Origin of the sequence: Kineosporia mesophila (genome assembly GCF_021129235.1) — a bacterium.
In the GTDB taxonomy this organism is placed as follows: Bacteria; Actinomycetota; Actinomycetes; order Actinomycetales; family Kineosporiaceae; genus Kineosporia; species Kineosporia mesophila.
On record NZ_JAJOMA010000011.1, the window covers coordinates 98,377 to 125,375 of the forward strand.

19 protein-coding genes are annotated in these 26,999 nt (G+C 68.6%); 9 read left to right on the top strand and 10 right to left on the bottom strand.

Annotation, left to right across the window (positions count from 1 at the left end; translation table 11 throughout):
* Positions 1–2: 2 nt before the first annotated feature.
* On the bottom strand, positions 3–569 hold the full coding sequence (locus LR393_RS17015) for a GNAT family N-acetyltransferase (protein ID WP_231484921.1): 567 nt from the start codon (positions 567–569) through the stop codon (positions 3–5).
* The gene (locus LR393_RS17020; protein ID WP_231484922.1) at positions 566–1,723 is read right to left on the bottom strand and encodes a GNAT family N-acetyltransferase; all 1,158 of its coding nucleotides are present in this window, start codon (positions 1,721–1,723) and stop codon (positions 566–568) included. Before LR393_RS17020 ends, LR393_RS17015 begins: the two co-directional genes overlap by 4 nt.
* 173 nt (positions 1,724–1,896) lie before the next feature.
* Here LR393_RS17020 and secA point away from each other — a divergent pair, with 173 nt between their 5' ends.
* A complete protein-coding gene (secA, locus tag LR393_RS17025; RefSeq protein ID WP_345718574.1) occupies positions 1,897–4,626 on the top strand; it encodes a preprotein translocase subunit SecA in 2,730 nt (909 codons plus the stop codon).
* A gap of 419 nt (positions 4,627–5,045) precedes the next feature.
* On the opposite strand, the gene LR393_RS17030 is transcribed toward secA, so the two are convergent.
* Positions 5,046–5,870, bottom strand: coding sequence for an Rv3235 family protein (locus tag LR393_RS17030; protein WP_331282955.1), 825 nt, complete (start codon positions 5,868–5,870; stop codon positions 5,046–5,048).
* Positions 5,867–6,895: a LysM peptidoglycan-binding domain-containing protein gene (locus LR393_RS17035; protein ID WP_231484924.1), complete on the bottom strand. Its 1,029-nt coding sequence runs from the start codon at positions 6,893–6,895 to the stop codon at positions 5,867–5,869. The genes LR393_RS17030 and LR393_RS17035 overlap by 4 nt, the downstream gene beginning before the upstream one ends.
* A gap of 162 nt (positions 6,896–7,057) precedes the next feature.
* Between LR393_RS17035 and LR393_RS17040 the strand changes: the two genes are divergently transcribed.
* Positions 7,058–7,600: a hypothetical protein gene (locus tag LR393_RS17040; protein ID WP_231484925.1), complete on the top strand. Its 543-nt coding sequence runs from the start codon at positions 7,058–7,060 to the stop codon at positions 7,598–7,600.
* Between the two features lie 46 nt (positions 7,601–7,646).
* On the opposite strand, the gene LR393_RS17045 is transcribed toward LR393_RS17040, so the two are convergent.
* Complete coding sequence (locus LR393_RS17045) at positions 7,647–7,868, bottom strand: helix-turn-helix domain-containing protein (RefSeq protein ID WP_231484926.1); 222 nt, start codon at positions 7,866–7,868, stop codon at positions 7,647–7,649.
* Between the two features lie 221 nt (positions 7,869–8,089).
* On the opposite strand from LR393_RS17045, the gene LR393_RS17050 reads away from it, so the two are divergent.
* From LR393_RS17050 to LR393_RS17065, 4 genes are all read left to right on the top strand, one after another.
* A complete protein-coding gene (locus tag LR393_RS17050) occupies positions 8,090–8,803 on the top strand; it encodes a hypothetical protein (RefSeq protein WP_231484927.1) in 714 nt (237 codons plus the stop codon).
* Positions 8,800–10,125 carry a nucleotide-binding protein gene (locus LR393_RS17055; protein WP_231484928.1) on the top strand — a complete coding sequence of 442 codons (1,326 nt, stop codon included), beginning with the start codon at positions 8,800–8,802 and terminating at the stop codon, positions 10,123–10,125. Before LR393_RS17050 ends, LR393_RS17055 begins: the two co-directional genes overlap by 4 nt.
* 22 nt (positions 10,126–10,147) lie before the next feature.
* Complete coding sequence (locus LR393_RS17060; RefSeq protein WP_231484929.1) at positions 10,148–10,780, top strand: HAD family hydrolase; 633 nt, start codon at positions 10,148–10,150, stop codon at positions 10,778–10,780.
* An 87-nt stretch (positions 10,781–10,867) separates the two neighbouring features.
* Positions 10,868–11,374 (top strand): DUF6912 family protein, encoded by a 507-nt coding sequence (locus LR393_RS17065; RefSeq protein WP_231484930.1) that lies wholly within the window; start codon positions 10,868–10,870, stop codon positions 11,372–11,374.
* A gap of 63 nt (positions 11,375–11,437) precedes the next feature.
* Here LR393_RS17065 and LR393_RS17070 read toward each other — a convergent pair whose 3' ends face one another.
* Complete coding sequence (locus tag LR393_RS17070) at positions 11,438–11,938, bottom strand: DUF2505 domain-containing protein (RefSeq protein ID WP_231484931.1); 501 nt, start codon at positions 11,936–11,938, stop codon at positions 11,438–11,440.
* Between the two features lie 185 nt (positions 11,939–12,123).
* Here LR393_RS17070 and LR393_RS17075 point away from each other — a divergent pair, with 185 nt between their 5' ends.
* Together LR393_RS17075 and LR393_RS17080 are read left to right on the top strand one after the other, a co-directional pair.
* A complete protein-coding gene (locus LR393_RS17075) occupies positions 12,124–17,088 on the top strand; it encodes an NAD-glutamate dehydrogenase (RefSeq protein ID WP_231484932.1) in 4,965 nt (1,654 codons plus the stop codon).
* Between the two features lie 118 nt (positions 17,089–17,206).
* Positions 17,207–18,706, top strand: a complete 1,500-nt coding sequence (locus LR393_RS17080; RefSeq protein ID WP_231484933.1) for a sensor histidine kinase — start codon at positions 17,207–17,209, stop codon at positions 18,704–18,706.
* Between the two features lie 492 nt (positions 18,707–19,198).
* On the opposite strand, the gene LR393_RS17085 is transcribed toward LR393_RS17080, so the two are convergent.
* The gene (locus LR393_RS17085) at positions 19,199–19,447 is read right to left on the bottom strand and encodes a WhiB family transcriptional regulator (protein ID WP_052535954.1); all 249 of its coding nucleotides are present in this window, start codon (positions 19,445–19,447) and stop codon (positions 19,199–19,201) included.
* A gap of 755 nt (positions 19,448–20,202) precedes the next feature.
* Here LR393_RS17085 and LR393_RS17090 point away from each other — a divergent pair.
* Positions 20,203–20,625, top strand: a complete 423-nt coding sequence (locus LR393_RS17090) for a hypothetical protein (protein ID WP_231484934.1) — start codon at positions 20,203–20,205, stop codon at positions 20,623–20,625.
* Between the two features lie 67 nt (positions 20,626–20,692).
* Here the strand turns inward: LR393_RS17090 and LR393_RS17095 are convergent, their stop codons facing one another.
* From LR393_RS17095 to LR393_RS17105, 3 genes are all read right to left on the bottom strand, one after another.
* Positions 20,693–21,748 carry a SigB/SigF/SigG family RNA polymerase sigma factor gene (locus tag LR393_RS17095; RefSeq protein ID WP_231484935.1) on the bottom strand — a complete coding sequence of 352 codons (1,056 nt, stop codon included), beginning with the start codon at positions 21,746–21,748 and terminating at the stop codon, positions 20,693–20,695.
* Positions 21,745–22,248 (bottom strand): ATP-binding protein, encoded by a 504-nt coding sequence (locus LR393_RS17100; protein WP_231484936.1) that lies wholly within the window; start codon positions 22,246–22,248, stop codon positions 21,745–21,747. Before LR393_RS17100 ends, LR393_RS17095 begins: the two co-directional genes overlap by 4 nt.
* Positions 22,249–22,487: 239 nt before the next feature.
* Positions 22,488–26,882 (bottom strand): FtsK/SpoIIIE domain-containing protein, encoded by a 4,395-nt coding sequence (locus tag LR393_RS17105; protein WP_345718545.1) that lies wholly within the window; start codon positions 26,880–26,882, stop codon positions 22,488–22,490.
* Positions 26,883–26,999 lie beyond the last annotated feature (117 nt).

Sequence of the window (26,999 nt, forward strand, 5' to 3'; positions counted from 1 at the left end):
CCTCAATTCTGGTTCTGCTGTTCGTCGGAGGTGAGCCGCGCGTGCAGGTGCTCGTCGGAGAGCCGGCCGTCGACGGGGTAGCGCATGGCCTCACGCATGACGCCCTCCATCGGGTAGCCGCCGCGCCGGGCCACGCCGCAGGAACGGGAGTTCTCGACCGCGTGGTAGAGCTCGATGCGGTGCCAGCCCAGCCGGGCGAAGACCACGGTGCTCGAGCGCGTGAGGGCCTGGGTCGCCAGGCCCCGGCCCCGCGCCTCGGGCATCAGCCAGTACCCCACCGAGCCGGTGCCGAGTTCCTCGTCGAGCAGCCCGAAGCGCACCTGCCCGACGGCTTCCCCGCCCGGCTCGGTGATCGCCCAGGCCGCACCCGCCCCGTCGTGCCACTGGCCGTTCCAGGTGTGGACGGCCCCGAGCGCGGCGTCGCGTTCGTCGAGGAGCTGGGACGCGTACTGCCGTACCAGCACGTCGCGCATGGCCATCTGGATCATCGGGGCGTCGGAGGTGCTCCAGGGACGCAGGCGATAGCCGTCCGCCAGGGCTGACTCCGGCTGGCGGCGGGGCCGGCTCATGCCGGGTACTGGAGCGTGGTCAGGTCGGCGGGCACCATGTCGTACTTCATCAGGCCGGTGCGGGCACCGCCCGAGGGCGGCTGATGGATGTTGCGCTCGACGCCGACCCGCCGGAACCCGGCCCGCTCGGCGACCCGTTGCGAGGCCAGGTTGTCGGCGCTCGCCCGCAGGCCCAGGTTGTTCCAGCCCAGACCGCCCTCCTCGACCGGGAGCAGGGCGTGCCGCGCGGCCAGGAACGCCGCCTCGGTCGCGAGGCCCCGGCCCCGGCCCTCGGGATGCATCCAGTAGCCGATCTCGCCCTGCCCGTCGCGCAGGCTCTGCACGAAGACCAGGACCTCACCGAGCATCACGTCCAGCTCCGGGTCGGCGACCACCCAGGACAGCACCCGCCCGGCGGCGGCGCTCTCGGCGTCCCGTTCCAGGTGGGCGCGGGCGTCGGTCTCGGTGTAGGTCTCCTCGATGCCCGGGATCCAGCGCTTGTTCGCCGGGTCGGCGTGTCCCTGCACGAAGCGGGGGACGTCGCTCTCGCGGGCCGCGCGCAGCTTCACCGAGCGCCCGGTGATCGTCACCGGGTCGAACCAGGGGTGGGCCGGCGCGAAGACCGTGTCCGGGGTCACGCGCATCGATCCCAGCCAGCCGTCGACGATCGCGCCCCGGTGCTCCAGCAGACCGGGTAGCGGACCTTCCACGGCGAAGCCCACCGACCAGGCGGCCCGCCGGCTGGCCCAGTTGCCGGCGTTGGCCCGCCACTGCACCACCTGGATGCCCTGACGGGCGCCCCAGGGCAGCACCAGGCGCAGCACCCGGGTCATGAGACCGCGCCCCCGGGCCTGTGGGGCCAGGGCGAAACCGACCTCGGCCAGCGCGGGCAGGACCGGCCGGCGCAGGTCGACCGCACCCACCAGCCGGCCCTCGTACTCGATGCCGAAGTCGAAGCGGGACCCCTCGGCCCACGACCGTCGCCCGGCGGCGACGTACTCGAGGGCATGTTCGCGCCGATAGGGCCACGGCACCGTGGTCCAGCGCTCCATGGCCGGGTCGTTGCAGTACGCGACGATGGTGTCGACATCTGTTTCACGAAGCTCGCGCAGCGTCACCAAACCGTCGGTGAGCTGGGGCACAAGGCTGCTGGAGGACGACCACTCACCCGACACACCAGCGAGCCTGACCGATGAAGGAGGGTGGAGCAAACACGTTTGGCCCCCAAGCCTGTCTACGATGGAGGGCACGGCACGGTACCGCCGTTCGTCATGCCTAGAAGCGGCAGCGTGATCACAGGTCGCGTCGTCGGACAAAAGCACGGTTGAAGGATCTGGGAGAGCGCCCCGTGGTGAAGATCGTCGAGAAGCTGCTGCGAGCCGGTGAAGGCCGCACCCTGAAGCGGCTGCAGAACCAGGCTGCACAGGTCAACGCGCTCGAGGATGACTTCGTCCGGCTCAGCGACACCGAGCTGCGGGAAGAAACCGAGCGGTTCAAGGCACGCTTCGCCGATGGCGAGAGCCTCGACGCGTTGCTGCCCGAGGCCTTCGCCACCGTGCGCGAGGCCGCGAAGCGTACCCTCGGCCAGCGGCACTTCGACGTGCAGCTCGTCGGTGGTGCGGCACTGCACTCCGGCAACATCGCGGAGATGAAGACCGGTGAGGGCAAGACCCTCGTCGCCACCGCGCCGGCCTACCTGAACGCCCTGTCGGGCGGCGGGGTGCACGTGGTGACGGTCAACGACTACCTGGCCGAGTACCAGTCCGACCTGATGGGCCGCGTCTACCGGTTCCTCGGTCTCTCGGTGGGCAACATCCTGTCGCAGATGACACCGGCGCAGCGTCGTGAGTCGTACGCGTGCGACATCACCTACGGCACGAACAACGAGTTCGGCTTCGACTTCCTGCGCGACAACATGGCGTGGAACGGCGAGGACCTGGTGCAGCGCGGCCACTCCTTCGCCGTCGTCGACGAGGTCGACTCCATCCTGATCGACGAGGCGCGTACGCCGCTGATCATCTCCGGCCCGGCCGACCAGCCCACCAAGTGGTACGTCGAGTTCGCCAAGCTGGCCAAGGTGCTCAAGCGCGACGACGACTACGAGGTCGACGAGAAGAAGCGCACCGTGGGTGTGCTCGAGAGCGGTATCGAGAAGATCGAGGACCACCTCGGCATCGACAACCTCTACGAGAGCGTCAACACCCCCCTGATCGGCTACCTGAACAACGCCGTGAAGGTGAAGGAGCTGTTCAAGCGCGACAAGGAGTACGTCGTCACGAACGGCGAGGTGATGATCGTCGACGAGCACACCGGTCGTATCCTCGCCGGTCGTCGCTACAACGAGGGTCTGCACCAGGCCATCGAGGCCAAGGAGGGCGTGGAGATCAAGAGCGAGAACCAGACGCTCGCCACGATCACCCTGCAGAACTACTTCCGCATGTACGACAAGCTCTCCGGGATGACCGGTACCGCCCAGACCGAGGCGGCCGAGCTGATGTCGATCTACAAGCTGGGTGTGGTCAGCATCCCGACCAACCGCTCGATGCAGCGGAAAGACCAGTCCGACCTGATCTACAAGACCGAAGAGGCGAAGTTCGACGCGGTCGTCGAGGACATCGCGGAGAAGCACGCCACCGGTCAGCCCGTGCTCGTCGGCACCACCAGCGTGGAGAAGAGCGAGCACCTCTCCGAGCTGCTGCGCAAGGCCGAGGTCACCCACGAGGTGCTGAACGCCAAGCAGCACGAGCGGGAGGCCGCGATCGTGGCCCAGGCCGGCCGCAAGAACGCGGTCACGGTGGCCACGAACATGGCGGGCCGGGGTACCGACATCATGCTCGGCGGCAACGCCGAGTTCACCGCGGTGGCGACGCTGAAGGCGCGGGGGCTCGACCCGGTCGAGACCCCCGAGGCCTACGAGGAAGCCTGGCCGGCTGCCCTCGAGGCAGCCAAGCAGTCGACGAAGGACGAGCACGAGGAGGTCATCGACCTCGGTGGCCTCTACGTGCTGGGCACCGAGCGGCACGAGTCGCGGCGTATCGACAACCAGCTGCGGGGTCGTTCCGGCCGTCAGGGTGACCCGGGCGAGAGCCGGTTCTACCTCTCGCTGCAGGACGACCTGATGCGCATGTTCAACTCCGGCATGGTCGAGTCGTTCCTCACCGCGGCCAAGGTTCCGGACGACGTCCCGATCGAGTCGCGCATGGTCACCCGCGCCATCCAGAGCGCGCAGAGCCAGGTCGAGGGTCGCAACTTCGAGATCCGCAAGAACGTGCTCAAGTACGACGACGTGCTCAACCGTCAGCGTGAGGTCATCTACGCCGAGCGCCGCCGGGTGCTCGAGGGTGCCGACCTGCACGAGCAGATCGGGCACTTCGTCGACGACGTGCTGAAGAGCTACATCCAGGCCGCCACCGCTGAGGGCTTCGCCGACGACTGGGACCTCGAGCAGCTCTTCACCGAGATGAAACGCCTCTACCCGGCCACCATCTCCCTCGAAGACGTTATCGAGGAGGCCGGCGACCGGGGCTCCATCACGCAGGACATGCTGATCGCGGAGCTCACCGCCGACGCGCGGCTGGCCTACGAGAAGCGTGAGGAAGAGCTCGGCGAAGACACCCTGCGCGAGCTCGAGCGTCGCGTCGTGCTCTCCGTGCTCGACCGTAAGTGGCGCGAGCACCTGTACGAGATGGACTACCTGCAGGAGGGCATCCACCTGCGGGCCATGGCCCAGCGTGACCCGCTGGTCGAGTACCAGCGCGAGGGCTATCTGCTCTTCCAGGCCATGACCGAGGGCATCAAGGAAGAGTCCATCGCCTACCTCTTCCATGTCGAGGTCGAGGTGCAGCCCGCCGAGGAGGCCAGCCTCAGCCAGGACGCCCCGGTGCTCGTCGCCAAGGGTCTGGTCGCCGGTCAGCAGCGTCCCGCGCAGCTCCAGTACAGCGCCCCCAGCGAAGACGTCGGTGGTGGCGTCGAGGTGCACCAGGAGAACAACAACGGCACGGTCACCCCGGTGGACGAGGACGGCGCCCCGGTCAACCGGGCGTCGCGTCGCGCGTCGCGTAAGAAGGGCCGCCGCTGATCCAGGGCCGTCAGGGTTTTCGTCCCTGACGGCTGAAGGTTGGGCACGGTCGCCCGACCTCGCTCCTGACCACGGCCAATTGAACAAGGCCCGGTCTGCTCCAGAACCACGTGCGGCCCGCCACCGGTACTCTCCGGTGGCGGGCCGCGGCCGTTCTGCCGGCCGATGTCCGCGAACAGCCTTGTCGAAAGGTTCATCTCGCCCGTGGCCCGTGGCCCGTGGCCCGTGGCCCGTGGCCCGTGGCCCGTGGCCCTCTGACCCGGGACCCCTGGGTTCACAGGCCTGAAAACCCTAGGCGGATCTTCCTTGCCGACGTGACATCCCCGTCGTGTCCGCGGAAGGCTGGGGCTTCCTCATGGCGCCGGGAGCGGCCCGTCCGTCCATACGAGGCGACGGTTGTGGTGCCCTCCGGTGTCTGCCTAGTTCTCGTAGCGGCCCTGCATCTCGAATTCCGTCACACGCCAGCGCCCGTGAAGTCCTTCCATCCGGAAAGCCACGGCCCGCACCCGTTCCGGCTCCGCAATGACGGCGCTCACTTCGCACACCCCGGTCCTGGGGACGCAGACCCGCAGCGCTCGCAGCCGCGGCTTCGTGCCCTTCCCGTTGCCGTTGCGCAGGGCCCGGGCCGTGAGGGTTCCCCGGCGGACGAGCGTTCCGTGCACCTCCGGGGTGGTCCAGCGGATCAGCTGGGTCGGAGGCCTCAGCCCGGACGTCACCTCCATCGCCGCCTGGATGAAAGCTGCTGCCCACGGACGCGGTTCGGGAAGGAGTCCGGAGCTGCCCGGCAGTACGGCCGGGGTCGGCCCCGACCTCGCCGCCGGAAGCCCGGCTGCCGGTTGCCGGGTGGTCGCCGCCTCGCTCGCCGGGGCCCTGGCTGATGAAGCCTCGGCTTCGGGCCGCCGGGTCTCTGCCAGGTCGACGTCTGAGGAGCCGGCCACGGAGGATGGCGCATCCGGCTCGGATGACGGCATGACCAAGGTGAGCGTGCCCTGGGCCGGAGATACGTCGCGCCAGGTCTCATACGGGTGAACTCTGACCGCGGGCCGCGGTTCGTTGCGCGGGATCGGCGTGCACCGGAGCGTCGGAGGCGTGGACGCCACCATCTTCGGTCGCGTGGTCTTCGGCCTCCGGGTCGTCCGGGGTTCTCCGTCGCCGTGCTCCAGAGCATCGGTGCCGGCTTTGATGTCGGCATTGGCTTTTCGGGGTCGGTTGTCCTTGACGACTGAACCCTTCGGCGGCGTCATCGACCGGCCTCCTTCGGCTGGTTCTGCTGCTGGGTCGGAGACTGACCCGATGGCTCGGCGTGCGTCCGTTGTTCCGGTTTCGCTGGTCGGCTGAGCAGATCGGGTGACCGCAGGCGCTCGCCGGGCAGCAGCTTGTGCGGGTCGGCACCGATGAGATGCCGGTTCACCTGGTACCACCGAGGCCACTCGTGGGCGATGGCCACGTCACTCGCGCCGGGGCCGAGGTGCTGCGCCGCGATCGACCACAGGGTGTCGCCCCGTTTCACGACCACGTGGTGGCCCTTCGGTTCACGCACCGCCCGCCTCGGGGTGGAGGTGAGGACGCCGATCTTGGCCCGAGACCCTGAGGCGGCTGTGGGGCGTGGGCGTTCTGGAGTCCACCCGGGTGAAAGCATCTCCAAGAGCTTCTCTCTGGGTGATTCCGGGTCTGCTGCCTCGTGCGTGGTCGAAGTGACGGCTGTGGTTCCAGCGGACGTTCGGTCCGATCGGACGAGCGCCAGTGTGGTGCCGGCCTTAGCGTCAGCGGTGGCCGGTCCGGCTGCGCGGGCACCGGGAAGTGGCTCGATAATTCCTGCGACAGAGCCGTTCGCGCCGGTTTCGCTAGCTGCCGCACCGGCCGTGGCCGCCAGCATGGGGCGGTAGGTCGCGGCCTGCGCCACCGTCGGCGTTGCTATCAGCGCCACCCCGAGCAGGGCAGCGACCGCATTCCGCACGGCGGCGGGTGCGATGCGCCGTGCTGTGCGGGCAGCCGGAACGGCCATGCGGGATCGCGAAGCAGCCGCTGCCACGGTGCTCACCGCCAGCGCCGACAGAAGCCAGGCCGTCAGGGCCGTTCCGGCGGCGCTCGCGATGAGGCCGAAGGCCTGGTCCGGCGTGGCGGGCCCGGGTGCGGTGAGCCCGGCCCACGCGCCGAGCGTCAGGCGGCCCAGCTGCAGGGTCAGGCCGGTGACCAGCACCAGGGCGGAGAGGAGGAGCGCAGCCCCGCGGGACGGCGGATTGGATACCGAAAGATACGTCTGCGACATGAAGACCCCCGTGGTCGACCATCTGTACGCGCAATGACTCGGAACGACTTTTGATGTCGTTTGATGACGATGAGTGTCACCCAGAACCGATACGAGAGTCCAGCGGGTCCGGAAAATCCGTTTTCCCGTCCCCGGACGCCGGCCGCCGGGTAGCGTCGAAAGATGCGCTGGGACGAGCTCTTCGACGACCTTGAGGCCCGGTTCGACGAGCAGGAGCGGGCGGAGGCCGAGGCGGACCTCGTCGATCTGGTGCGTGGTGAACGCGATCGGGTCACCTTCACCGATCGGTTGCGGGCGCATCTGGGAGGTGTCATCGCTCTCGACCTACGCGACGGAAGCAACCGGCGGGGAACGGTTCTCGAGGTCGGGCGGGACTGGGTGCTGCTGTCCGACCGGACCGGTCTGCTGGTGCCCGTCGATGCTGTGGTGTCCGCGGGCGGCCTCTCCCGGCAATCGCTGCCGGAAGAAGGAAAGGTGGGGTGCAGGCTACGGCTGGGAACGGTGCTGCGTGGCCTGTCCCGGGACCGGGCCGGGGTGGGCATTGATTTCTGGCCGACGGGTCGTCTCGACGGCACGATTGACCGGGTCGGTTCCGATCATCTGGACCTCGCCGTGCACCCGTCCGACGTGGCCCGCCGTGTGGGCGAGGTGCGACAGGTGAGGACCGTGCCGTTCCAGGCGATGGCAGCGATCCGGACGCGGTAGGGCTGGTCCGCCGACCTGCCCTACCCGTGCGGGTGGGCGGCGCCGGTCAGTCGGTCTCGGAGGCCGGTCGGTTGCGCACCATCTCGCGGGTCTCGGCGTACTTACCCTGGATGTACTCCTCCAGGACCGACGTCTCGACGCGCCACTGGCCGCGGCCACCGACCTGAATCGCCGGCAGCTCGCCGGAGCGCACCAGTGTGTAGGCCTGTCGCACGGAGATGCTGAGCTCCTCGGCGACATCGGCGAGTTCCAGGAAGCGGGGAGTCACGCAGCCCTCCTGCGGCGGTCGCGACCGACCTTCGGAACAGGCCGGCTGTGCGGACAGTCTGTCATGTCGCCGAGCTGTCCCCGATGAGTTGTCCACAGGCCACCACGAAGCCGGTCTTATCCACAGCTTGCCCGAATCGGACGTCCGATTGTCCAGCTTTCTGCCACGATGAACGGCACACAGTAACCAATCAGTTGCTCTCCGATGTTGATGGAGTTCCTGTGGCTGGTTTCCAGGGGGAGATCGAAGGGGGCGACATGGTGGTGTCCGAGCTGGTGTCGACGAAGACGGCGCCCGCGGCGAGGCTGAGGCGGCCGGGCTGGCGCGATCCGCGGCTCATCGTCGGGCTGGTGCTGCTGTTCGGTTCGATCGCGGCCGGGGCCCGGTTGATGGCCGAGGCCGGGCAGACCCGTGCGGTCTATGCCGCGCGGGGTGCGCTGCCACCCGGGACGGCGCTGACCGCGGAGGTACTGCGCGTGGTCCGGGTCCGGGTGGACGGCACCGGGGCCGGTTATCTCGACGCCGACAGTCCTCTGCCTGCGGGCGCCGTGATCATCCGCACGGTCGGCGACGGTGAGCTGATTCCGATGGCCGCGATCGGATCCGCCGCCAGCCTGTCGGTGCGGCCGGTCGTCATCCCGTTCGACGGCCCCCCGCCGGGTGGGCTCGCGGCCGGCGGGAGGGCCGACATCTGGGCGGCCCTCCCGCGTGAGGAGGGGCGCGCCGGGTACCAGGTGCCTCGCCAGATCGCCTCCGATGTCGAGGTGTTCGCGGTCACCGGGCCGGGAACCGGCCTGAACTCGAGCCGGTCCGGTTCGCTGCAGGTGCTCGTGCCCGAGCAGAAGCTGACCGACGTCCTGGAGGCGGTGTCCGGTGAGGCCCGGCTCAGCATCCTTCCGGTGCTCGGTACGCCCCGCCCGGTCACCCGCTCGTGACCCTCACCGTTCTCACCGCCGTCGTCGGTGACCGGGAGGCCCCGCTGGTCTCCGGGCTCGAACGGTCGTCCGCGGGCGTCACCGTGGTGCGGCGCTGCGTCGACGTCCTCGACCTCCTCTCCGCCGCGGGTGCCGGCCTGGCGAGGGCCGTGGTGCTCTCGGCCGAACTCCAGCGCCTGGACCGCGACGCCGTCACTCGGCTGCGGCTGGCCGGGCTGGCCGTTGTCGGTCTCGCCGCACCGGGCGACCGGGCGGCGGCCGAGCGACTGGCCCGGCTCGGCGTCGATCCGGTCCTGGCCGCCGACGCCCCGGTGGAGGACATTGCCGCCGCAGTGGCGGCAGCGGTGGCTGAACTTGTCGGCCAGCAACCCCTTCTCGGAAATTCGGCGTTCGGCGACCCGAGTGCGGCACTACCCGGCCCACCCGGGCTGTCCTCCCTGGAGGCGCCGGTCCTTCTGTCGTCACCACCGGGCCGGATCGTCACGGTCTGGGGGCCGACCGGCGCCCCGGGCCGCACCACCGTCGCGCTCACTCTCGCGTCGCATCTCGCGCTCGCGGGGCAGGAGACCCTGCTCGTCGACGCTGACACCCACGGTGCCGGTATCGCCCAGTCCCTGGGGCTGCTCGACGAGACGGCGGGCATCGCAGCGGCAGCCCGGGCCGCGAACCAGGGCACGCTCGACCTGCCGAAGCTGGCCGAACTTGCTCCACCACTGGAGTCCGGCCTGCGGGTGCTGACCGGACTGCCGCAATCCCGGCGCTGGCCCGAGCTGCGCGCGTCCGCCCTCGACGTGGTCTGGGACAAGGCCCGGTCACTGGCTGGATGGACCGTGGTGGACGCGGGTTTCGGTCTGGAGGCAGACGAGGAACTGATGTTCGACACCACCGCTCCCCGTCGCAACGCCGCCACACTCTCGGCGATCTCCGCGGCCGACGTGGTGCTTGCCGTCGGCAGCGCCGAGCCGCTGGGACTGCAACGGCTCATCGCCGGTGTGCCGGAGGTGACCGACCTGGCCGGTACCGCGTCGATCCGCGTGATCGTGACCCGGGTCCGCGACGGGGCGGTCGGTCATCACCCCGAACAGATGATCACCGATGCGCTGCGCCGCTATGCCGGGGTGCGCGAACCCCTGCTGATTCCCGATGACCGTCCCGCGCTGGATGCCGCTATGTTGCTGGGGCGTTCGCTCACGGAGCAGGCACCCACGTCACCGGCCTGCCGTCCGTTCGAGGCACTCGCGGCGTCCTTGATCGAGCAGTACGGCCCGGGGGCCTCCAGCCGTCCGCGCCGCCGGGCCCGGTGGGGACGACGCAGCGCGTGAGCCGGGCTCCTACGATGCCGGGATGAGCACCGAACTGCGCGGCCTGATCGTCGACTGGGGCGGGGTACTGACAGCTCCCCTGGACGAGGCGATCACTCGCTGGGTGGGTGCCGAGGGCATCGACATGGAGACGTACGGCGCGGTCATGGTGGAACTGGTCCGGGAGGAGAAGTCCCCTATCCACTCGCTGGAGCGGGGGGAAATCGGCCCGGCCGAGTTCGAGCAAGTGCTCGCGGAGCGGTTCCGTCAGCAGGGGAGACCCATCGTTGCCGACGGGATCCTGGCCCGCATGCTCGAAGGGTTGCAGGTGCTGTCCGAAGACATGGTCGGCCTGCTGCGGCGGGCGCGGGCAGCCGGACTGCGAACGGCGCTGCTCTCGAACTCGTGGGGTGAGCACTATCCCGAGCACCTCTGGATCGGTGCGTTCGACCAGGTGGTGATCTCGGGGCGCGTCGGTATGCGCAAACCCGAGCCGGAGATCTTCCGGCACACTGCGCGGCTCCTGGACCTGGAGCCGGAGCAGTGCGTGTTCGTCGACGACCTGCGCCCGAACGTCGTCGGTGCGGCCCGGGTCGGCATGGTCGGGGTTCACTTCACCGCGTACCAGGAGACGGTCGACGAACTCGAGATCCTGTTCGGTCTCGATCTACGCTGAGCGGCGTCACCGGTTACGGTTCTGGGTCCCGGCCCTGACGGCTCCGCCGACCTGGGCGATCTGGACGAGTGAGACGAAAGTGAAGCGATGACGAGGGTGTACGTCCCGACCACGCTGGCCGTGCTGGCGGAGACGGCGAAGCGTGGTGTGCTCAACCCGGATGCGGCCGACAGCGCTCCGCTTCCCGCGCACGCCGTGACTGCCGCGATCCGTGAGTGGTACACCGACGACGACGTCGAGAGCCTGGAGTTCGCCGCCCTGACCGAGGCCGCCGAGGCCTCGCTGCGGATGCTTGCCGAAGACCCGGCCAGGCCGCGACGCGTCGTGCTGGCCCTCGACGTGCCACCGACGGCCGTGCGACCTGGGGGTCCTTACCGTTCCTCGGTGACGCTCGAGGTCGAGGTACCGCTGGCCGACGTCGTCAGCCTGCACATCGACGAGTCCGAAGCGGAAGACATCATCCTCGCCGGGATCGCGGCCCTGACCGCGGCCGACGGCGGCGACGAGGACGCCATGTTCGTCGTAGAGGAAGCCGGCGCCTGCGACCTGCTCTGGTACGACATCAGCGAGATCGACGACCTGATCTCCGACTGACAACCGTGCGGTGGACGGTGGTGCCGGGTCAGCGCCAGTCCCGGCGCCACCGTCCTCGGTTCGTCAGGGATGCTCCGCCAACCAGGCCAGGCCGATGCGTCCCTCAGCGTCGATGGCAGCCCGCACCGCCGGCTCCGCGGCCTTCTCGATCTTTCCCCCGAACAGGGGCACCTTGGCCTTGAGATCGCCCTCGACGCGCTCGGTGCAACCGCCGTCGGCCGTCGGGCCCAGGGTGAGCTGACCTGTGAGTCGCACCGGAGCCCCGCCGATCTCCACGTCGATGCTGCCGTTGCGGATACCGTCAGGCCCGGCCGGACCCCACTTCTCGGTCTGGGTGACGGTGATGCTGGAACCGACCATTCCCCGGAACGCCTCCGGGATCACGTCGGGCGGCAGCGTGCGCCGGCTCACGATCACGGCCGAGTCGCCTTCCCGATGCACCCGGACGTCCCACGGGCCCTTGGAAATTTGGCCGGTCTTCCGTTCCTGGAAGGCCTGATCGGTGAGCATCGTGAAAACGCTGCCCGGGTCAGCTGGATAGTGCATGTCAGCGGTCACGCGCACGGATGACACCCTTTCGGCTCATACAGAAGATGGCCAGATCGAATCGACAACACTCCGGAGACGAGCGGACCGCGTTGTCGGCTGGTCGCCGTCGGAGGCAAGGGTAGGGTCACGGTCCGGGAGTCGCGCTGACAGTGTGGCTCCCGCGCACAGGGTTCTCTCTCACAGTTCTGGGGTGCCGCGTGATGTCGGGTGGAGCTACGACGCTGCCGACAATAGAAGGGGACAGGCAGGCGCTTCTCGCAGGCGCCCAGGAGGCCGGCCGGGAGCTGATCTCCCATGAGCCACCGGGTGAGCCACTGCCGGACCCGGGCGAGTTCCTGCACCGGTACTACCGCAACGTCGCCCTTGACGATCTGCGCGAGCGCACCTCTCTCGACCTGGCCGGGCTGGCCTTCTCGCACCGTCAGCTGGCGGCTGACCGGCCCCAGGGCAAGGCCCAGGTGCGGGTGCTCACGCCGACGACCGAGACCGACGGGTGGTCGTGCGGGCACACCGTCATCGAGATCGTCGTCGAGGACATGCCGTTCCTTGTCGACTCGGTGAACGCCGAGCTCGCCCGTCTGGGCTGTGAGCTCCAGATGACGATCCACCCGCAGTTCGTCGTGCGCCGTGACATCACCGGTTCGATGCTCGAGGTCCTCCGGATGGAACCGCATCTGGCAGCGTCCCGCGCAGCCGGTGCCAGTGGGCAGTCCTTGCCACGTGACGCCCACGCCGAGTCGTGGATCCACGTCGAGGTGGGTCGCGAGACCGATCCTGAGCGGGTTGCCGCCATGGAGCGTGGTCTGCGCCGGGTGCTCGACGATGTCCGGGTGGCGGTCGAGGACTGGCCCAAGATGCGAGCCACCGCCGATCGGATCGCCGGCGAACTGCTCCAGGTTCCGCCCACCGGCCCGGCGCGGGCCGAGATGGAGGAGGGGGCCGAACTCCTGCGCTGGCTGGCCGCCGGTCACTTCACCTTCATCGGTTACCGCGAGTACGACCTGGTCGAGCGGGACGGTGAGGACCTTCTGATCGCCCGTACCGGGACCGGTCTGGGAGTGCTGCGCCACGATCAGCTTCCGCGTACCGCCGGGCGTCTGACCCCCAAGGCCCGGGTGAAGGCACGGGAGCAGTCGCTGCTCGTTCTGACCAAGGCCAACTCGCGCTCCACCGTGCACCGGGCCGGGTACCTCGACTACATCGGCGTGAAGGTGTTTGACGCGCAGGGCCGGGTGACCGGGGAACGTCGCTTCCTCGGCCTGTACGCGTCCACCGCGTACACGGCCGACGTTCGGGACGTGCCGGTCATCAGCCGCAAGGCCGAGGCGGTGCTGGCCGCCGGCGGGTTCACCCCGGACAGTCACTCTGGCAAGGACCTGCTGGAGATTCTCCAGGTCTATCCTCGCGACGAACTGTTCGAGATCGACGCCGATATGCTCGCCTGGGTCACGATGACCGTGATGCAGTTGCAGGAACGGCGCCGTACCCGGCTCTTCCTGCGGGTGGAGGACTACGGCCGGTACGTCTCCTGCCTCGTGTTCCTGCCTCGTGACCGGTACGTCACCTCGGTGCGGCTGGGCATCGAACGGGTGCTGCGGGAGGCGATCGGCGCGCGGACGGCGGACTACACCGCGCGTGTCACCGAATCGGTGCTCGCCCGGCTGCACTTCGTGGTGCGGGTGGAGGCCGGTGCCGCGGTACCCGATCTCGACCTGGACGCACTCGAGCAGCAGCTGGTGCAGCTGACGCGTAGTTGGGACGACGACTTCGCCGAGGCCGCCGCCCAGGAGGTCGGTGACACCGCTGGAGCTCGTCTGGTGCGGGAGTGGGGGGCCGGCATCGGCCAGGCCTATCGCGTAGACGTCGATCCCCGTACTGCCGTTGAGGACCTCTGCCGCCTGGACTCTATGGATTCGGCCCAGGGACGCTCCGCCGTTCTTGGCGTGAAGCTGTACGAGCTGGCGGGCGCTGCCCCCGGGGAGCACCGGTTCGTGCTGTACCGCCGCGAGCCGCTGTCCCTGTCGGCGGTGTTGCCCTATCTCAGCAACCTCGGCGTCGAGGTGGTGGACGAGCGCCCGTATGCCTTCAGCTCGGCCTCCGGCCGCAAGGGTTACATCTACGACTTCGGCCTGCGGGGCACCCGTCGGCCCTTGACGTCCGGCGCACCCACGTATGAGCGTCTGCACCGGCTGTTCTGCGAGGCCTTCGAATCGGCCTGGTGGGGCGAGGCGGAGAGCGACGGCTTCGAGCGGCTCGTCCTGACCGCGGGCCTGGACTGGCGACAGGTCTCGGTGTTGCGCGGCTACGCCCGCTATCTGCGCCAGACCGGCTCCACCTTCGGGCAGGATTACATCGGGGACTGCCTGGTCGCCAACTCCGAGATCGCCGTGATGCTGGTCGAGCTGTTCGAGACTCGCTTCGACCCGGACCGGTTCGTCGACGGGACGGATTCCGGGGGCCGGGCCACAGCCATCGACGACCTGGTGTCCCGGATCTCCACGGCTCTCGACAACGTCTCGAGCCTCGACCAGGACCGGATTCTGCGGTCGTTCCTGGCGCTGGTGCAGGCAACCACCCGCACCAACCGGTACCTGCTCGAGGACGACGTCGAGCCCGCGACCGGCATCCGCCGGGCGCTGGCCTTCAAGCTGGACCCGCACGAGGTGCCGGACCTTCCCGCACCACGGCCCGCCCACGAGATCTTCGTCTACTCGCCGTGGGTCGAGGGCGTGCACCTGCGGTTCGGCGCCGTGGCCCGAGGTGGTCTGCGCTGGAGCGACCGCCGTGAGGACTTCCGCACCGAGATCCTCGGCCTGGTGAAGGCCCAGATGGTGAAGAACGCCGTGATCGTGCCGACCGGCGCCAAGGGCGGTTTCGTCGCCAAGCAACTGCCGGACCCGGTGGTCGACCGTGATGCCTGGCTGGCCGAGGGCATCGCCTGCTACCGCAGCTTCATCGGCTCGTTGCTCGATGTCACCGACAACCGGGTGATGGAGGACAGCATCCAGCAGATCGTGCCCCCGCCCCGGGTTTTCCGGCACGACGGCGACGACAGTTACCTGGTCGTCGCGGCGGACAAGGGCACGGCCGCGTTCTCTGACCTGGCCAACGAGGTGGCTGCCGGCTACGGCTTCTGGCTCGGGGACGCGTTCGCCTCGGGCGGCTCGGTCGGTTACGACCACAAGGTCATGGGCATCACAGCCCGGGGCGCCTGGGAGAGCGTCGACCGGCACTTCCGCGAGCTCGGCCACGACGTTGCCACGATGCGCACCACCGCGGTCGGCGTCGGTGACATGAGCGGCGACGTGTTCGGCAACGGGATGTTGCTGTCGAAGGCTCTGCAGCTCGTGGCCGCCTTCGACCACCGGCACATCTTCCTCGACCCTGATCCGGACCCGCAGACGTCGTACGACGAGCGCGCGCGGATGTTCCGCCTGCCCCGCTCGAGCTGGGCCGACTACGACACCGCCCTGATCAGCAAAGGCGGCGGTGTTCACCCGCGCAGCGCCAAGTCGATCCCGATCTCGCCCGAGGTCGCTCAGCGTCTGGGCATCCCGACATCGCGCACCGCGATGCCCCCGAACGAACTGATGAAGATCATCCTCGGCGCACCGGTCGATCTGCTCTGGAACGGCGGCATCGGTACCTACGTCAAGGCCTCCAGTGAGAGCCACGGCGACGCGGGGGACAAGGCCAACGACGCGATCCGGCTGAACGGCCGCGATCTGCGGGCCCGGGTCGTGGGGGAGGGCGGCAACCTCGGCCTGACCCAGCTCGGGCGCGTGGAGGCCGCGCTCTGCGGGGTACGGGTCAACACCGACGCCATCGACAACTCGGCCGGGGTGGACTGCTCCGACCACGAGGTCAATATCAAGATCCTTCTGGACGCACTGGTCACCGCCGGTCGTCTGGACGCCGGTGAGCGCACCGACCTGCTGGCCTCGATGACCGACGACGTGGCCCGGCTGGTTCTGCGGGACAACTACGAGCAGAACGTGCTGCTCGGCAACGCTCGTCAGCAGTCCCGCGGCATGCTGCCGGTGCACCAGCGATTCATCCAGGCGCTGGAGGCCCGCGGTGCCCTGGACCGTGCCCTGGAGTACCTGCCGGACGACACGACGATCGCCGAGCGGAAGTCCGCCGAGCTGGGCCTGACCTCGCCCGAGTTCTCCGTGCTCGTGGCCTACGCCAAGCTCACCCTGACCGACGACATCGTCGACACGGAGCTGCCGGACGACCCCTGGCTGGACCGGGTGCTGACGGGCTATTTCCCGCCGCAGATCGGCAAGGCCTACGGCGATGCCCTGGCCGCGCATCCGCTGCGCCGTCAGATCGTCACCACCTGCCTGGTCAACGACATGGTCAACCGGGGTGGCATCACGTTCGCCCACCGCTGCCAGGAGGAGACCGGCGCCGAGCCCGAGCAGATCGCCCGCGCCTACATCGTGGCCCGGGAGATCTTCGGCTTCGAGAGCTTCGCCCAGAGCGTGGAGGCCCTCGACGGTCTGCTCTCCACCAACGACCAGGCCGCGTTGTACCTGGGCTTCCGCCGGTTGCTGGACCGTGCGGTGCGCTGGTTCATTCAGGCCGTGCCCGGCACGATCGACATCGCCGAGCAGGTGGCCCGGTTCGGCCCGGCGATCTCCGAACTGGCACCGCAGATCCCCGAGCTCGTCGCCCCCGAACAGCGCACGGTGCTGGCGGCGGAGATCGAGGAGTGGAAGCGGCGGGGCGTGCCGGAGCCGCTGGCCCGGCAGGCAGCGGGCCTGCTGACCCGCTACATGCTGCTCGACATCACCCAGATCGCCAGCCGACTGGACGCTGACCCGGCGGAGGTGGCACGGGTCTATCTGACGCTGTCGGAGCGCTACGGCGGCCAGGGGCTCCTGCGCCGAATCTCTGGGCTGACCCGTAGCGACCGCTGGAAACTGCAGGCGCGGGCCTCGCTGCGGGCCGACCTGTACGCAGCGCTGGAGTCGCTGACCGTTGCCGTGCTCACGAAGACGGGCCCGGGAGAGCCGGCTGACCGGATCTCCGAGTTCGAGGCGGCGAACTCGGAGCGGGTGACCCGGGTCCGCACGACGCTGGAGGACGTGGAGCGGCTGCCGACGGCCGACGTGGCCGCGCTGTCGGTGGTGCTGCGCTCGCTGCGGAGCATTGTGTGACCGGCCCATGCTGAGTAAACGCGCCTGAGCCCCCGGATGTGAGGTCCGCGACGGTACGACTTTCCCGTCGCGGCCTCCACCGCGGGTGACGGCCTGCGGCCCTCGTTAGAGTGGCCGCATGCCCACGATGAAAGACCTGGTCGCGAAGCAAACCGAACTCAACCAGGCCGACCTCGAGTGGCTGCAACTACTCACCGGCGACTGGCAGCTCCTCTCCGATCTGTCGTTCGCCGACCTGGTGCTCTGGGTGCCCCGCAAGGGTGACGGCGGCTGGATCGCCGTGGCTCACTGCCGCCCCAGCACGGGCGTCACCGTCTACTACGACGACGTCGTGGGCATGGTCGTGGACGCCGGGCGGCGTCCACTGCTGGACCGGGCCTACGAGCAGTTGCGGATCTGCCGGGAGCGGGGCACGGACTATCAGGAAGACGTGACGGTCCGCGAGGAGACCGTGCCCGTGCTGCGGGCGGGCCGGGCCATCGCGGTCCTCGCCCGGCACACCAACCTCTCGGCCGCTCGCACCCCGAGCCGGCTGGAACTCACCTATCTCCAGTGTGCGGACGAGCTGACCCGGATGATCTGCGAGGGCGAGTTCCCGGCCCCGGGTTCCCCGAGCGGTCCGCGTCGTGGTGCCCCGCGGGTGGGTGACGGCCTGATCCGGATGGACAAGGAGGGCAAGGTCACCTACGCCAGCCCGAACGCCGTGTCCGCCCTGCACCGGCTGGGGCACTTCGGTGAGGTCGTCGACCAGAGCCTGTCCGAGATCGTCACCTCGCTGCTCGACCAGCCCGGCCTGGTGGACGAGTCGCTGCCGCTGGTCCTGATGGGACGGGCCCCCTGGCGCAGTCACATCGAGAACCACGGCGCCACCCTGTCGATGCGGGCCGTTCCGCTGAAGGCGGCGGGCCAGCGGTCCGGCGCCCTGCTCCTGGTCCGGGAGATCTCCGAGCTCCGCCGGCGGGAACAGGAACTGCTCACCAAGGACGCGACGATCCGCGAGGTGCATCACCGGGTCAAGAACAACCTGCAGACGGTCGCGGCACTGCTGCGCCTGCAGGCCCGCCGGATCAAGTCGGCGGAGGGCCGGGGCGCCCTGCAGGAGGCGATGCGCCGCGTCTCCACCATCGCGCTCGTGCACGAGACCCTCTCCGAGGGATTCGGCGAGAAGGTGGACTTCGACGACGTCGTGGGACGTACCCTGTCGCTGGCGGTCGAACTGGCGTCGCCGTCCAACTCGGTGAAGATCCGGCGCGAGGGCCGGTTCGGCGAGCTCCGGGCCGAGAATGCCACCCCGCTCGCCCTGGTGCTCACCGAGTTGGTGACCAATGCGGTGGAGCACGGTTTCCGTGACCGGGGCGGAACGGTCACGCTGATCGCGGAACGGAACGGAGCCGAACTGCGGACGACGATCCGCGACGACGGCAGCGGTCTCCCCGAGGAGTTCCGCGCCGGTGCTTCAGGTCTCGGGACACAAATCGTCCAGGCCCTGGTGAGTGGGGAGATGCGGGGGCGCATCACCTGGGAGAAGGGGCCGGAGGGAGGTACGGACGTCATCGTCGAGGTGACCCTGCGCAAGGCAATTGCCAGCGTCTCACCCGAGGACCAGCCCGAGTTCTGAAAGGCCCCCCAAACACACGATGTCCCGGGCATCTATAAAGGTGATGCTCCGGGACACGCAGTGGCCGGAAGGCCAGGGTGTACGAATGGGATCCGTAAGTGGTTCCGGTGAGACAGCGGGAAACCTAGGACGAATCACCAACGTACGTGGTCGAACCATCAGTGACCAGTGCTCGATCGCCGAACCGGTACGTAGTTCCTGTATCAGGAGGGAACTTTCGCACCGTAATCGGTCTGTTGCCGAACGTTGCTCTGGAATGCCTTGCCCAAGAACCTCTGCCACAGGCTGGACGGCTCAGCCCCGTCAGGTGCCGGTTCTGGCAGATCGTGCGAGATGCTTCGGTGTTGCCGAGAATTGGCGACGGGTACTGCGATCCATCGACTGCTGACGTTCGGCATTCCGACCGCCGATTGTGTCGGGCGAATCGATCGAACGTACTTGAGTGACCGCAGTACCCGCGCCGGCCTGGTCTACGGTTGGCTGACGAAAAGGTCAGCTGGCGCGACGGGCACGAGCGTTACGGCGCTTCAGCGCACGACGCTCGTCCTCCGACAGGCCGCCCCAGACTCCGGCGTCCTGGCCGGAGTCGATGGCCCAGCGAAGGCACGTCTCGACGACCTCGCATCGACGGCAAACAGCTTTGGCTTCCTCGATCTGAAGGATCGCAGGGCCGGTGTTCCCGATCGGGAAGAACAGCTCCGGGTCCTCCTCGAGGCAAGCAGCCTCATGGCGCCAATCCATGGGATCGTCCACTCCTCACGCCCGAACGGGCGGTTGTATACGGTTCGAGACACGGCTGCAGACGCCGTTACTCATGGATGTTTGGCCTTCACCCGGTTTGCGGGATGTGGCCGGGGGTGACTGGGCTGACCCAGTCATCGGTGTTTGTGTTTCACGTGTTCGCACCGGATTCGGCATCCAGCCTCACACGCTTGTGCCCGCTTTCACAAGGGTTTTCCCCGAGTGATCTGCGCGATGTCTCGTAGCCCACGGTCACGATGCAGGACTGTAGTCGTTCGAACACGCTGCGTATATACATTGCTGGTCATTGCTCTTGACAGAATCTGCCTGGTCGAACACTGGTTCGCATCCGCCGTGTCCGTTCTGTGACCCAGGGTGTGGGGCAAAGAACGCGTTTGGTGAACGCTCTCGTACGGCGCGTACATTCCTGAGTGCACGCCGTGAAAGAGCCGGAAGAGTGGTGTCAGGATTCTTCCGAGTGTTCAACGCAGAGTGAGCCGTACCTTGCTTCGGCTCTTATATTGACGCACGCGCGCCGACTCCGCAGGCTGAAGTGCCCAAAAGACCCCAATGGGGCCGACTGAGTGCATCGCCGCAAGAATGGCTTTCAAAGCCTTAAGCCTGGGCTGATGTGCTTCTGACAGTCGTTGCCGCAGAACGAACCTCGCGTCTGCGGAACCGTGTCGAGTTCGGTTTTAGCGTAGCGGGTTTAATCGCTATCGGGTAAATGGATGATGAGGGAGAGGATGGGTCGGATGGCAAGCCAGGAAAGCCCGGCGGACCGGACCGGGACCGGCGCCGAGGCGAGTGAGAGGCTGCGGCTCCTGGTGGCGGTTCTGGTCGGCCTGGAAGCGCTCGCCCTACTGGCGGGGGCCGTGGCCCTGGTGATCGAGGGCATCGGGGCCGAACGCCCGATGAACGACATCGGTCTCGCCGTCGTGGCAGCCGTCGTCGGTCTGGCCCTGGGGGGCTGTGCCCGGGCGATCCGTCAGGGCGCTCGATGGACGCGGGGCCCGGTCCTCACCTGGCAACTGCTCCAGGCGGGCGTGGGCATGCCGGTCTCCGCCAGCAGCCTCTGGTACGTCGGGATCCCGATCCTGGCCCTCGCGGTCGTCGTCGGGGTCCTCGTTGCCGGCCGTCACGTGATCGTGCGGGAGATAGAAGGGCAGGCCGCCTGACACGTCACCGCACCCGTGCAGGGGTGCGATGACGAAAGTCTTGGGCCCGCCGGCTCCAGGCGGGCTTCTAGAGCTCTTGTGTGAGTCCGCTGCGCAGGATGTTGAGGCTCTTGGTCAGCAGCCGGGAGACGTGCATCTGCGAGACGCCCACCTCGGCTGCGATCTGTGCCTGGGACAGTCCCTTGCCGAACCGCAGCTCGAGAATGCGTTGCTCCCGCTCTGGCAGGCGGGCCAGCAGCGGCCGCAGGGTCTCGCGCTGCTCTACCAGTTCCAGGCCGGCGTCTTCAAAGGCCTTGCCCATCCGGTCCGACTCGTCGGCGGTCGTGGGCAGGGGAACGGTGATGTACGCACTGGCCGTGTCGAGCGCCTCGATCACCAGGTCGGCGTCCACATCCAGGTATTGGGCGATCTCCTGGACGGTGGGGGAGCGGTCGTGGGTGTGGGTGAGGGTTTCGCGGGCTTCGGAGACGCGGCGGCCGAGGTCTTGGATGCGGCGGGGGATGCGCATGGCCCAGCCGCGGTCGCGGAAGTGGCGGCGGATTTCCCCGACGATGGTGGGGACGGCGAAGGCGGCGAAGGCTCCGCGGTGGGGGTCGAAGCGGTCGACGGCGTGCAGGAGGCCGATGGTGCCGACTTGTACGAGGTCGTCGTAGGGTTCGCCGCGGCCTTTGAAGCGTTGTGCGAGGTGGTGGACCAGGGGCAGGTGCGTCTCGATGATGATGCGCCGCAACTGCTGGTACTGCGGGTCGCCCTTGGACAGGGTCGACAGCCGCAGCAGGTCCGGGTCGGGCGGAGCGGGTTCCTCGTCGTCCTCTCGGACATGCCGGCCTCGGCGTCGAAGGGCAGCGGGGTCGTCGTCCGCGTTCTCCCTCAGGCGCGTCGCGACCGACTGGGGTGACCCGGTCGGCTGCTCGACCGCACGGTGATGCGGAGCCGCAGTGAGCTCCCGGGTCAGGTGGTCGGTCTCCGGTGGGACCTCGGAGGCCGAGTAGATGACGGGAGAGGCGTCTACTCCGTCCTCCATGGGGTCGGCGTGTGCCTCGGAGGTCTGTGCGTCCGGGGAATCGTCCCGCCGGGGTGTTCGCTGCAGCACGCTGAGCGTCGACTCCTGCTGCTGGATCACTGGTCTCCCCGTCCGACGTACGTCAGCTTGATCCATGCGCCGTTCTCCCCGATGCCGGTGATGACGTCACCCGCGAGAGCCTGCAGCACCGCCCAGGCATAGCCGCGCCCCTCGGGGAGCTGGCTGACCGGGCCGGTGATGAGGATGGACAGCGTGCCGCTCCCCGGCGGCCCCACCTCGAATTCGGCGTGGATCGCCCGATCGGGATGAGCGCGGCCCTGAAGAAGAAGGGAGCACGCCTCATCGACCGCGATACGCAGGTCCTCGATCTCGTCCAGCGTCAGATCGAGCCGTGTCGCCAACCCGGCGGTCGCCGTGCGGATCATCGCCAGATAGGCGGGATCGGCCGGAACCCGCAGATCAACGGTGTCCGTGCTCCGGACGGTCTCGGAGCGGCTGCCGAGCGAAATCGTGCCCACACCCTTCCTGGACCCCACAGAACGAGCTGCGTTGTAGCGGTGTGCGGTTCGTTCGTCACCGAACGAAACCGATGTCACCATGCGGCAAGGATAGAACACACTGAGTTGTGCTCGGCCCCCTAACTGGCGCACTAGGTCCGGCGATTTTGAGGCCCAGTAGCTTTACGTCACAACCTGCTGCTATTTGATAGCCCAGAGTCACACGAGTCTCGTGCCGGGCTCCAAGAGTGATGAGTCCGGGACTCACCAGGGTGGCCCTGTCGCTGTGCGGAACCACGCAGGACTTTCCGCAAATCTGTGGCACCGCCTCGTCCAGTGCATCACGGCTCACCCGGGTTCGTGTCGTCCACGGGGGGCAGGAGCGGCACCCGTTCAGGGAGCGGCGTTCCTGGCCGTACGCCGCCGGCGCCGGTGATGCCTGCCGATGCCGGGTGCGCGACCTGTACAGAGACCGCCGTCCCGGCACCGATGAGTACTCCACGACCGGGCGGCCCGGTCGGGTGACGATCGAGCCGGAGCCCGAACACCTCTCCGTCCGTGAGCGTGGGTGTGCCCAGGACGAGTCCCTGCCGGGCGTCGCGGGCCAGGAGCAGTGGACCCCGGTACGCCGCCACAATGTCATGGCCGGAGGCAGTTAGGACGAGGTGTCCTTCTTCGCCGTGAGCGCCGGCCAGATGCGCGGACAGAACTTCGGCCAGACCGCCGTCGTCGGGAACCGTGGCACCGGGTGTCGGGGGCAGATCCATCAGCACCACCGTGCTCGGCAGCAGCGTCAGACGGGCGGCGAGGTCTGCGGCGGTGGTCGTACGCCGGACGGTGCGGCGGTCGAGAACGAAGAAGGGGACGCCCAGCTCCTTTAGTCCCTCGGCCAGACTGAACAGGGCGGTCGTCCGGCCGCTGCCGCGGCTCCCGAGGATCAGCGTTACCGGGGCCGCAGTCACATCGAGACCTACCGTCCGCGCCTGCTCGCCGCCGATGCCGATCGGCACGACAATTCCCGGGCCTTCGGTACGAGTCTCCAGCGGGGACAGCACGGTGCGGGAAACCCTTGCCGGAAGGGCGGGAACGGCCCAGCCGTCGTCCGGCGTCCCGGGTTCTGCGGCCATCGCTCCGCCGGGATGCCCCACCGATCGGGCGACCTGCACCAGGTGGAATTCGGAACGTCCGGCGGAATGCCACGCACCTCGCCCGGGTCGGTCCGTGCTGCGTGCGAGTTCGGCCGGGACTCCGGCCATCATGGCGTCCGCCGGGTCGGGCAGGGGCAGGACGAGTCGCTGGGTGAACAACGACGAGTGCGGTCCGGTCAGCAGAGGAAGGGCTCCGGTGACGGCGACGTTGATCGCCACGGCCGGTCCGTCCCGCAGCACCGTCAGCAGACCGTCCAGGAGCGTGGCACACCCGGGTTCCGACCAGGCCACGGTGAGAGCGTCCCAACCGTCCACGAGCAGGAGCACCCGGGATCCCGGCCCGGACGCAGGACCCCGCCGCTCATGGAGTTCGTCGACCAGCCGACGCACCAGGCGTCCGGCGCGTTCGTGGTCGTCGAGCCGCACGACAGCACGCGCGACTCCGCGCGTCTCCAGATCGACGAGCCCCCCGGAGGAATCCAGCACATACGTGTGGACGCGTGCATCTTCGGTATTCGTGGCGCTGACGCCCAGGGTGCGCAGAACACCGGAACGTCCGGAACGAGCACCGCCCACGACCGCCAGGTGACCGGCGGTGAGGTCCCAGCCGGCTTTCTCCTGACGTTGCTCGTGAGGGAGGTCGCTCAGCCCGAAGAACAGGTGTCCCGAACGGGAGCCCCGGACCAGCCGGCCGATTTCCAGTTCGGACGCCAGTTCCGGCAACCACGGGGCCCGGGCCTGGGAGAGACCCAGCTCGGCGGCGGCCGACCGGGTCGCTGCGACCAGCCGTTCCAGATCATGGGGACGGTCTTCCCGGTCGTACGAAGCCGGTTCGATGGTCGCTACGGCGCGGGAGGACGATCGCAGCAGCCGGACGACGGGCTTACCGATGCCGTGGTCGGCGGGTGGGCGCGTATTCACCCTCGCGGTCTGGAACTCCACCGGTGCCGTCGCACCGACCCTCAGGAGCGCGCGACCGGGAACCGCGGGCAGCTCCGCAGCCGCCGGGCCTGCGATCAGGTCGTGCGAGTCGGCGGCGTCCCGGACCCGCAGGGCGATTCGCAGATTGACGTTCGCCGCGATGTCGGGTGAGACCACTCCGGCCGGGCGTTGCGTCGCGAGCACCAGGTGAACCCCCAGGGAGCGGCCGACCGTGGCGATGCGGACCAGACCGGTGACGAACTCCGGCAGTTCCTCGGCCAGCACCCGGAACTCGTCGACGACCACCACGAGCCGCGGCATCGGTTCCAGCGCAGGACGCTGTGCCCGGGCAGCGGCGTAACCGTCGACATCGATGACCCCGGCCTGCAGGAGCAACCTTTCACGACGTCTCAGCTCCGCGGTGAAGGAGGAGAGGGCCCGTCTCGCCGACGGAAGGTCCAGGTCGGTGAGTACCGCGCCGACGTGGGGCAGACCGGTGCAGGCCTGGAAGGCGGCCCCACCCTTGTAGTCCACCAGCAACAGGGTGAGCTGGTCCGGACCGGTTCCGGCGGCCAGGGACGAGATCAGAGTCTGGAGCAACTCCGACTTGCCGGATCCGGTGGTGCCGCCGATCAGTGCGTGCGGCCCGTCTGCACGCAGGTCGATGGTGACCGGGCCGGCTGCGGACTGCCCGAGGACAGCGAGGGTCGTTCCCTTCTTGCCTCTTTCCGGACCCGATCGCCAGGCCTGTGCGAGCGATGTCCCGTCCAGGGGGTCGACCTTCTGTACCTGTCGTAGAAGGTCGACCAGCCGGACCTGGTGCGGGATGTCGTTACGGGCGTCGGGAGTGGCATCACGCAGGGGTGCGAGGTCACGAGCCAGTCGGGTGGACCACTGTGCCCCGGCCAGGTCGGGCCGGAACGATCTCGGGGCCTGTCCGGCCCGGTGCAGCACAGCGGTGTCCATTCCGTCGGTGTGCACGACGGTGGCAGTGCATTCCAGGGGTAACGACACCTCGTCCTGCTCCAGGCAGAGGACGACGGTTCCGGCGGCCCGGGTGGCCCGGGTGGGATCGGCCCGCAGGACATGCCTGGTCTCCCGGGTATCACCCGGGTCCGTGATCCCTGCTCGGGAGAGTGTCTCCGCGACGTCCGGTCTCCGTCGCAGGCGCCGCGCGCCGTCGAGTACCAGCACCCGAACCGCCCCCGGCGACGCGAACGGGTCGGGTGAATGGTGCGGGATCCAGGTCAGCCACTCCCAGTCCGGCACGCCCGGGTCGGTCTCCGCCTCTTCGGAGCCGGTCGGCCGTGACTGTAGGAGACCGATACCGACGTCCCGCGGGGAGTGGAGCACGGCCAGCTGGCCGATGACGGCACGGGCCGTACCGAGAACCGCCCGGCGGGGCCCACAGACACCGACGACGGAGAAGTCCCTGAGTTCCAGCCCGAGGGGGACGTCCGGGAGCACGGGATGGGTCTCACCGGTGTCGTCAGGGCTGCTCCGAGTCGGATCGCGCTTGGTCACGCACGAGGGCTCCTCGCCCCGGCCGATGCGCACGGCCAGGGCCACGTGCTGTCGCGGTGTTCGCACCCAGAGGTCGTCGGTCGGGATCCGGGCCGTGACCGCGAGACGGGCCAGATCGGGATAGATGGTCTCCAGATATTCGGCATCGCGGGAAAGAGCCTTGTCCAGGAACTCTTCCGCTTCGAGTGTCTCCTTCCGGTGCGCCTCGGCCAGCCACCGGCTCTCCCGGCCACCCCGTCGACGGTCGGTGACGTACTGCCCGAGCATCAGGAGCGGGCTCATCGCGGCGACGAGGAGATAGCCGGGTTGCCGCCACAGCACCGCCAGGGGCACCGCGAGGAGCAGGGGCGCCAGCATCATGAGCCAGGGCATTTGCGGACGGGTCGGAGTGGACAGTGGCTGCGGGAAGGTGATCAAAGCAAAAGGTTTCAGTGGCTCCAGGGCTGCACGCCGGTTGACGAGTAGATGGCCTTCGGCGTCCGGGGTGACGGCCGCGGCCGGCCGGGTCGGTGCGCGCACCGCCAGAATGCTGCTGCCCAGCCGCACCGGTTCACCGGGGTGCAGGGGAACCGCGGCATTCTCGACGGGCTGATCAGCTACCCGGGTTCCGTTCGCGGAACCGAGGTCCCGGACGGTCAGGCCGTCTTCCGAGGCTGATATCTCGGCGTGGTGACGTGAGATGTCGGGATCTCTCAGGGAGAGACCTGAGGAGCCGTGTCTACCGATGAGCACCGGGTGACCCAGGGGTAGAGCATGTGTGAGGCCTGCATCCGGCCCGGCCACCGTGTGAACCTCCAGAACCCCGGAAGCGTTCGCTGGAACATCCTCCTGAGCTCTGAGTACCAGAGTCGCCCCTTGCACGAGTGGTGGGAGGCCGATCGGATGGGTCAACGGGACGACGTGGCTGGCGCAGTGAAAATTTACCTTGGTCGCCTTATTTGGATCAGGAAGAACAGCGGTGAGCTGATTGCTCACAGACCCCAGTAGCGTCCCTGGCTGCGCCTGGATCTCGACACTAACTGCGGTCACTTCGATCTCGGAAAGAACAACGGTGAGTCGGACTCTCATGTCATCGATTGTGCGTCGCCCGTGGGGGAGTGACGACCACCTGTGGACAACCTGCTCATGGCCGCCGAATTTCATCAATCCTGTGGATAACTTGCGCAGGGTCTGTCCGGGTTTCCTATGCTGTGGTCCACGGGGATGGGCGGCTCGGCCGCCTGGGGGCTCTGCGCCCCACGGGGATGAGTAGGGGGATCC

Excerpts from the sequence above, each read along its gene's own strand:
- LR393_RS17035 (WP_231484924.1), bottom strand. The coding sequence starts at position 6,895 with ATGTCGCAGACGTATCTTTCGGTATCCAATCCGCCGTCCCGCGGGGCT.
- LR393_RS17075 (WP_231484932.1), top strand. The coding sequence starts at position 12,124 with ATGTCGGGTGGAGCTACGACGCTGCCGACAATAGAAGGGGACAGGCAG.
- LR393_RS17105 (WP_345718545.1), bottom strand. The coding sequence starts at position 26,882 with ATGAAATTCGGCGGCCATGAGCAGGTTGTCCACAGGTGGTCGTCACTC.
- LR393_RS17015 (WP_231484921.1), bottom strand. The coding sequence starts at position 569 with ATGAGCCGGCCCCGCCGCCAGCCGGAGTCAGCCCTGGCGGACGGCTAT.
- LR393_RS17060 (WP_231484929.1), top strand. The coding sequence starts at position 10,148 with ATGAGCACCGAACTGCGCGGCCTGATCGTCGACTGGGGCGGGGTACTG.
- LR393_RS17040 (WP_231484925.1), top strand. The coding sequence starts at position 7,058 with ATGCGCTGGGACGAGCTCTTCGACGACCTTGAGGCCCGGTTCGACGAG.
- LR393_RS17085 (WP_052535954.1), bottom strand. The coding sequence starts at position 19,447 with ATGGATTGGCGCCATGAGGCTGCTTGCCTCGAGGAGGACCCGGAGCTG.
- LR393_RS17090 (WP_231484934.1), top strand. The coding sequence starts at position 20,203 with ATGGCAAGCCAGGAAAGCCCGGCGGACCGGACCGGGACCGGCGCCGAG.
- LR393_RS17100 (WP_231484936.1), bottom strand. The coding sequence starts at position 22,248 with ATGGTGACATCGGTTTCGTTCGGTGACGAACGAACCGCACACCGCTAC.
- LR393_RS17065 (WP_231484930.1), top strand. The coding sequence starts at position 10,868 with ATGACGAGGGTGTACGTCCCGACCACGCTGGCCGTGCTGGCGGAGACG.
- LR393_RS17080 (WP_231484933.1), top strand. The coding sequence starts at position 17,207 with ATGCCCACGATGAAAGACCTGGTCGCGAAGCAAACCGAACTCAACCAG.
- LR393_RS17030 (WP_331282955.1), bottom strand. The coding sequence starts at position 5,870 with ATGACGCCGCCGAAGGGTTCAGTCGTCAAGGACAACCGACCCCGAAAA.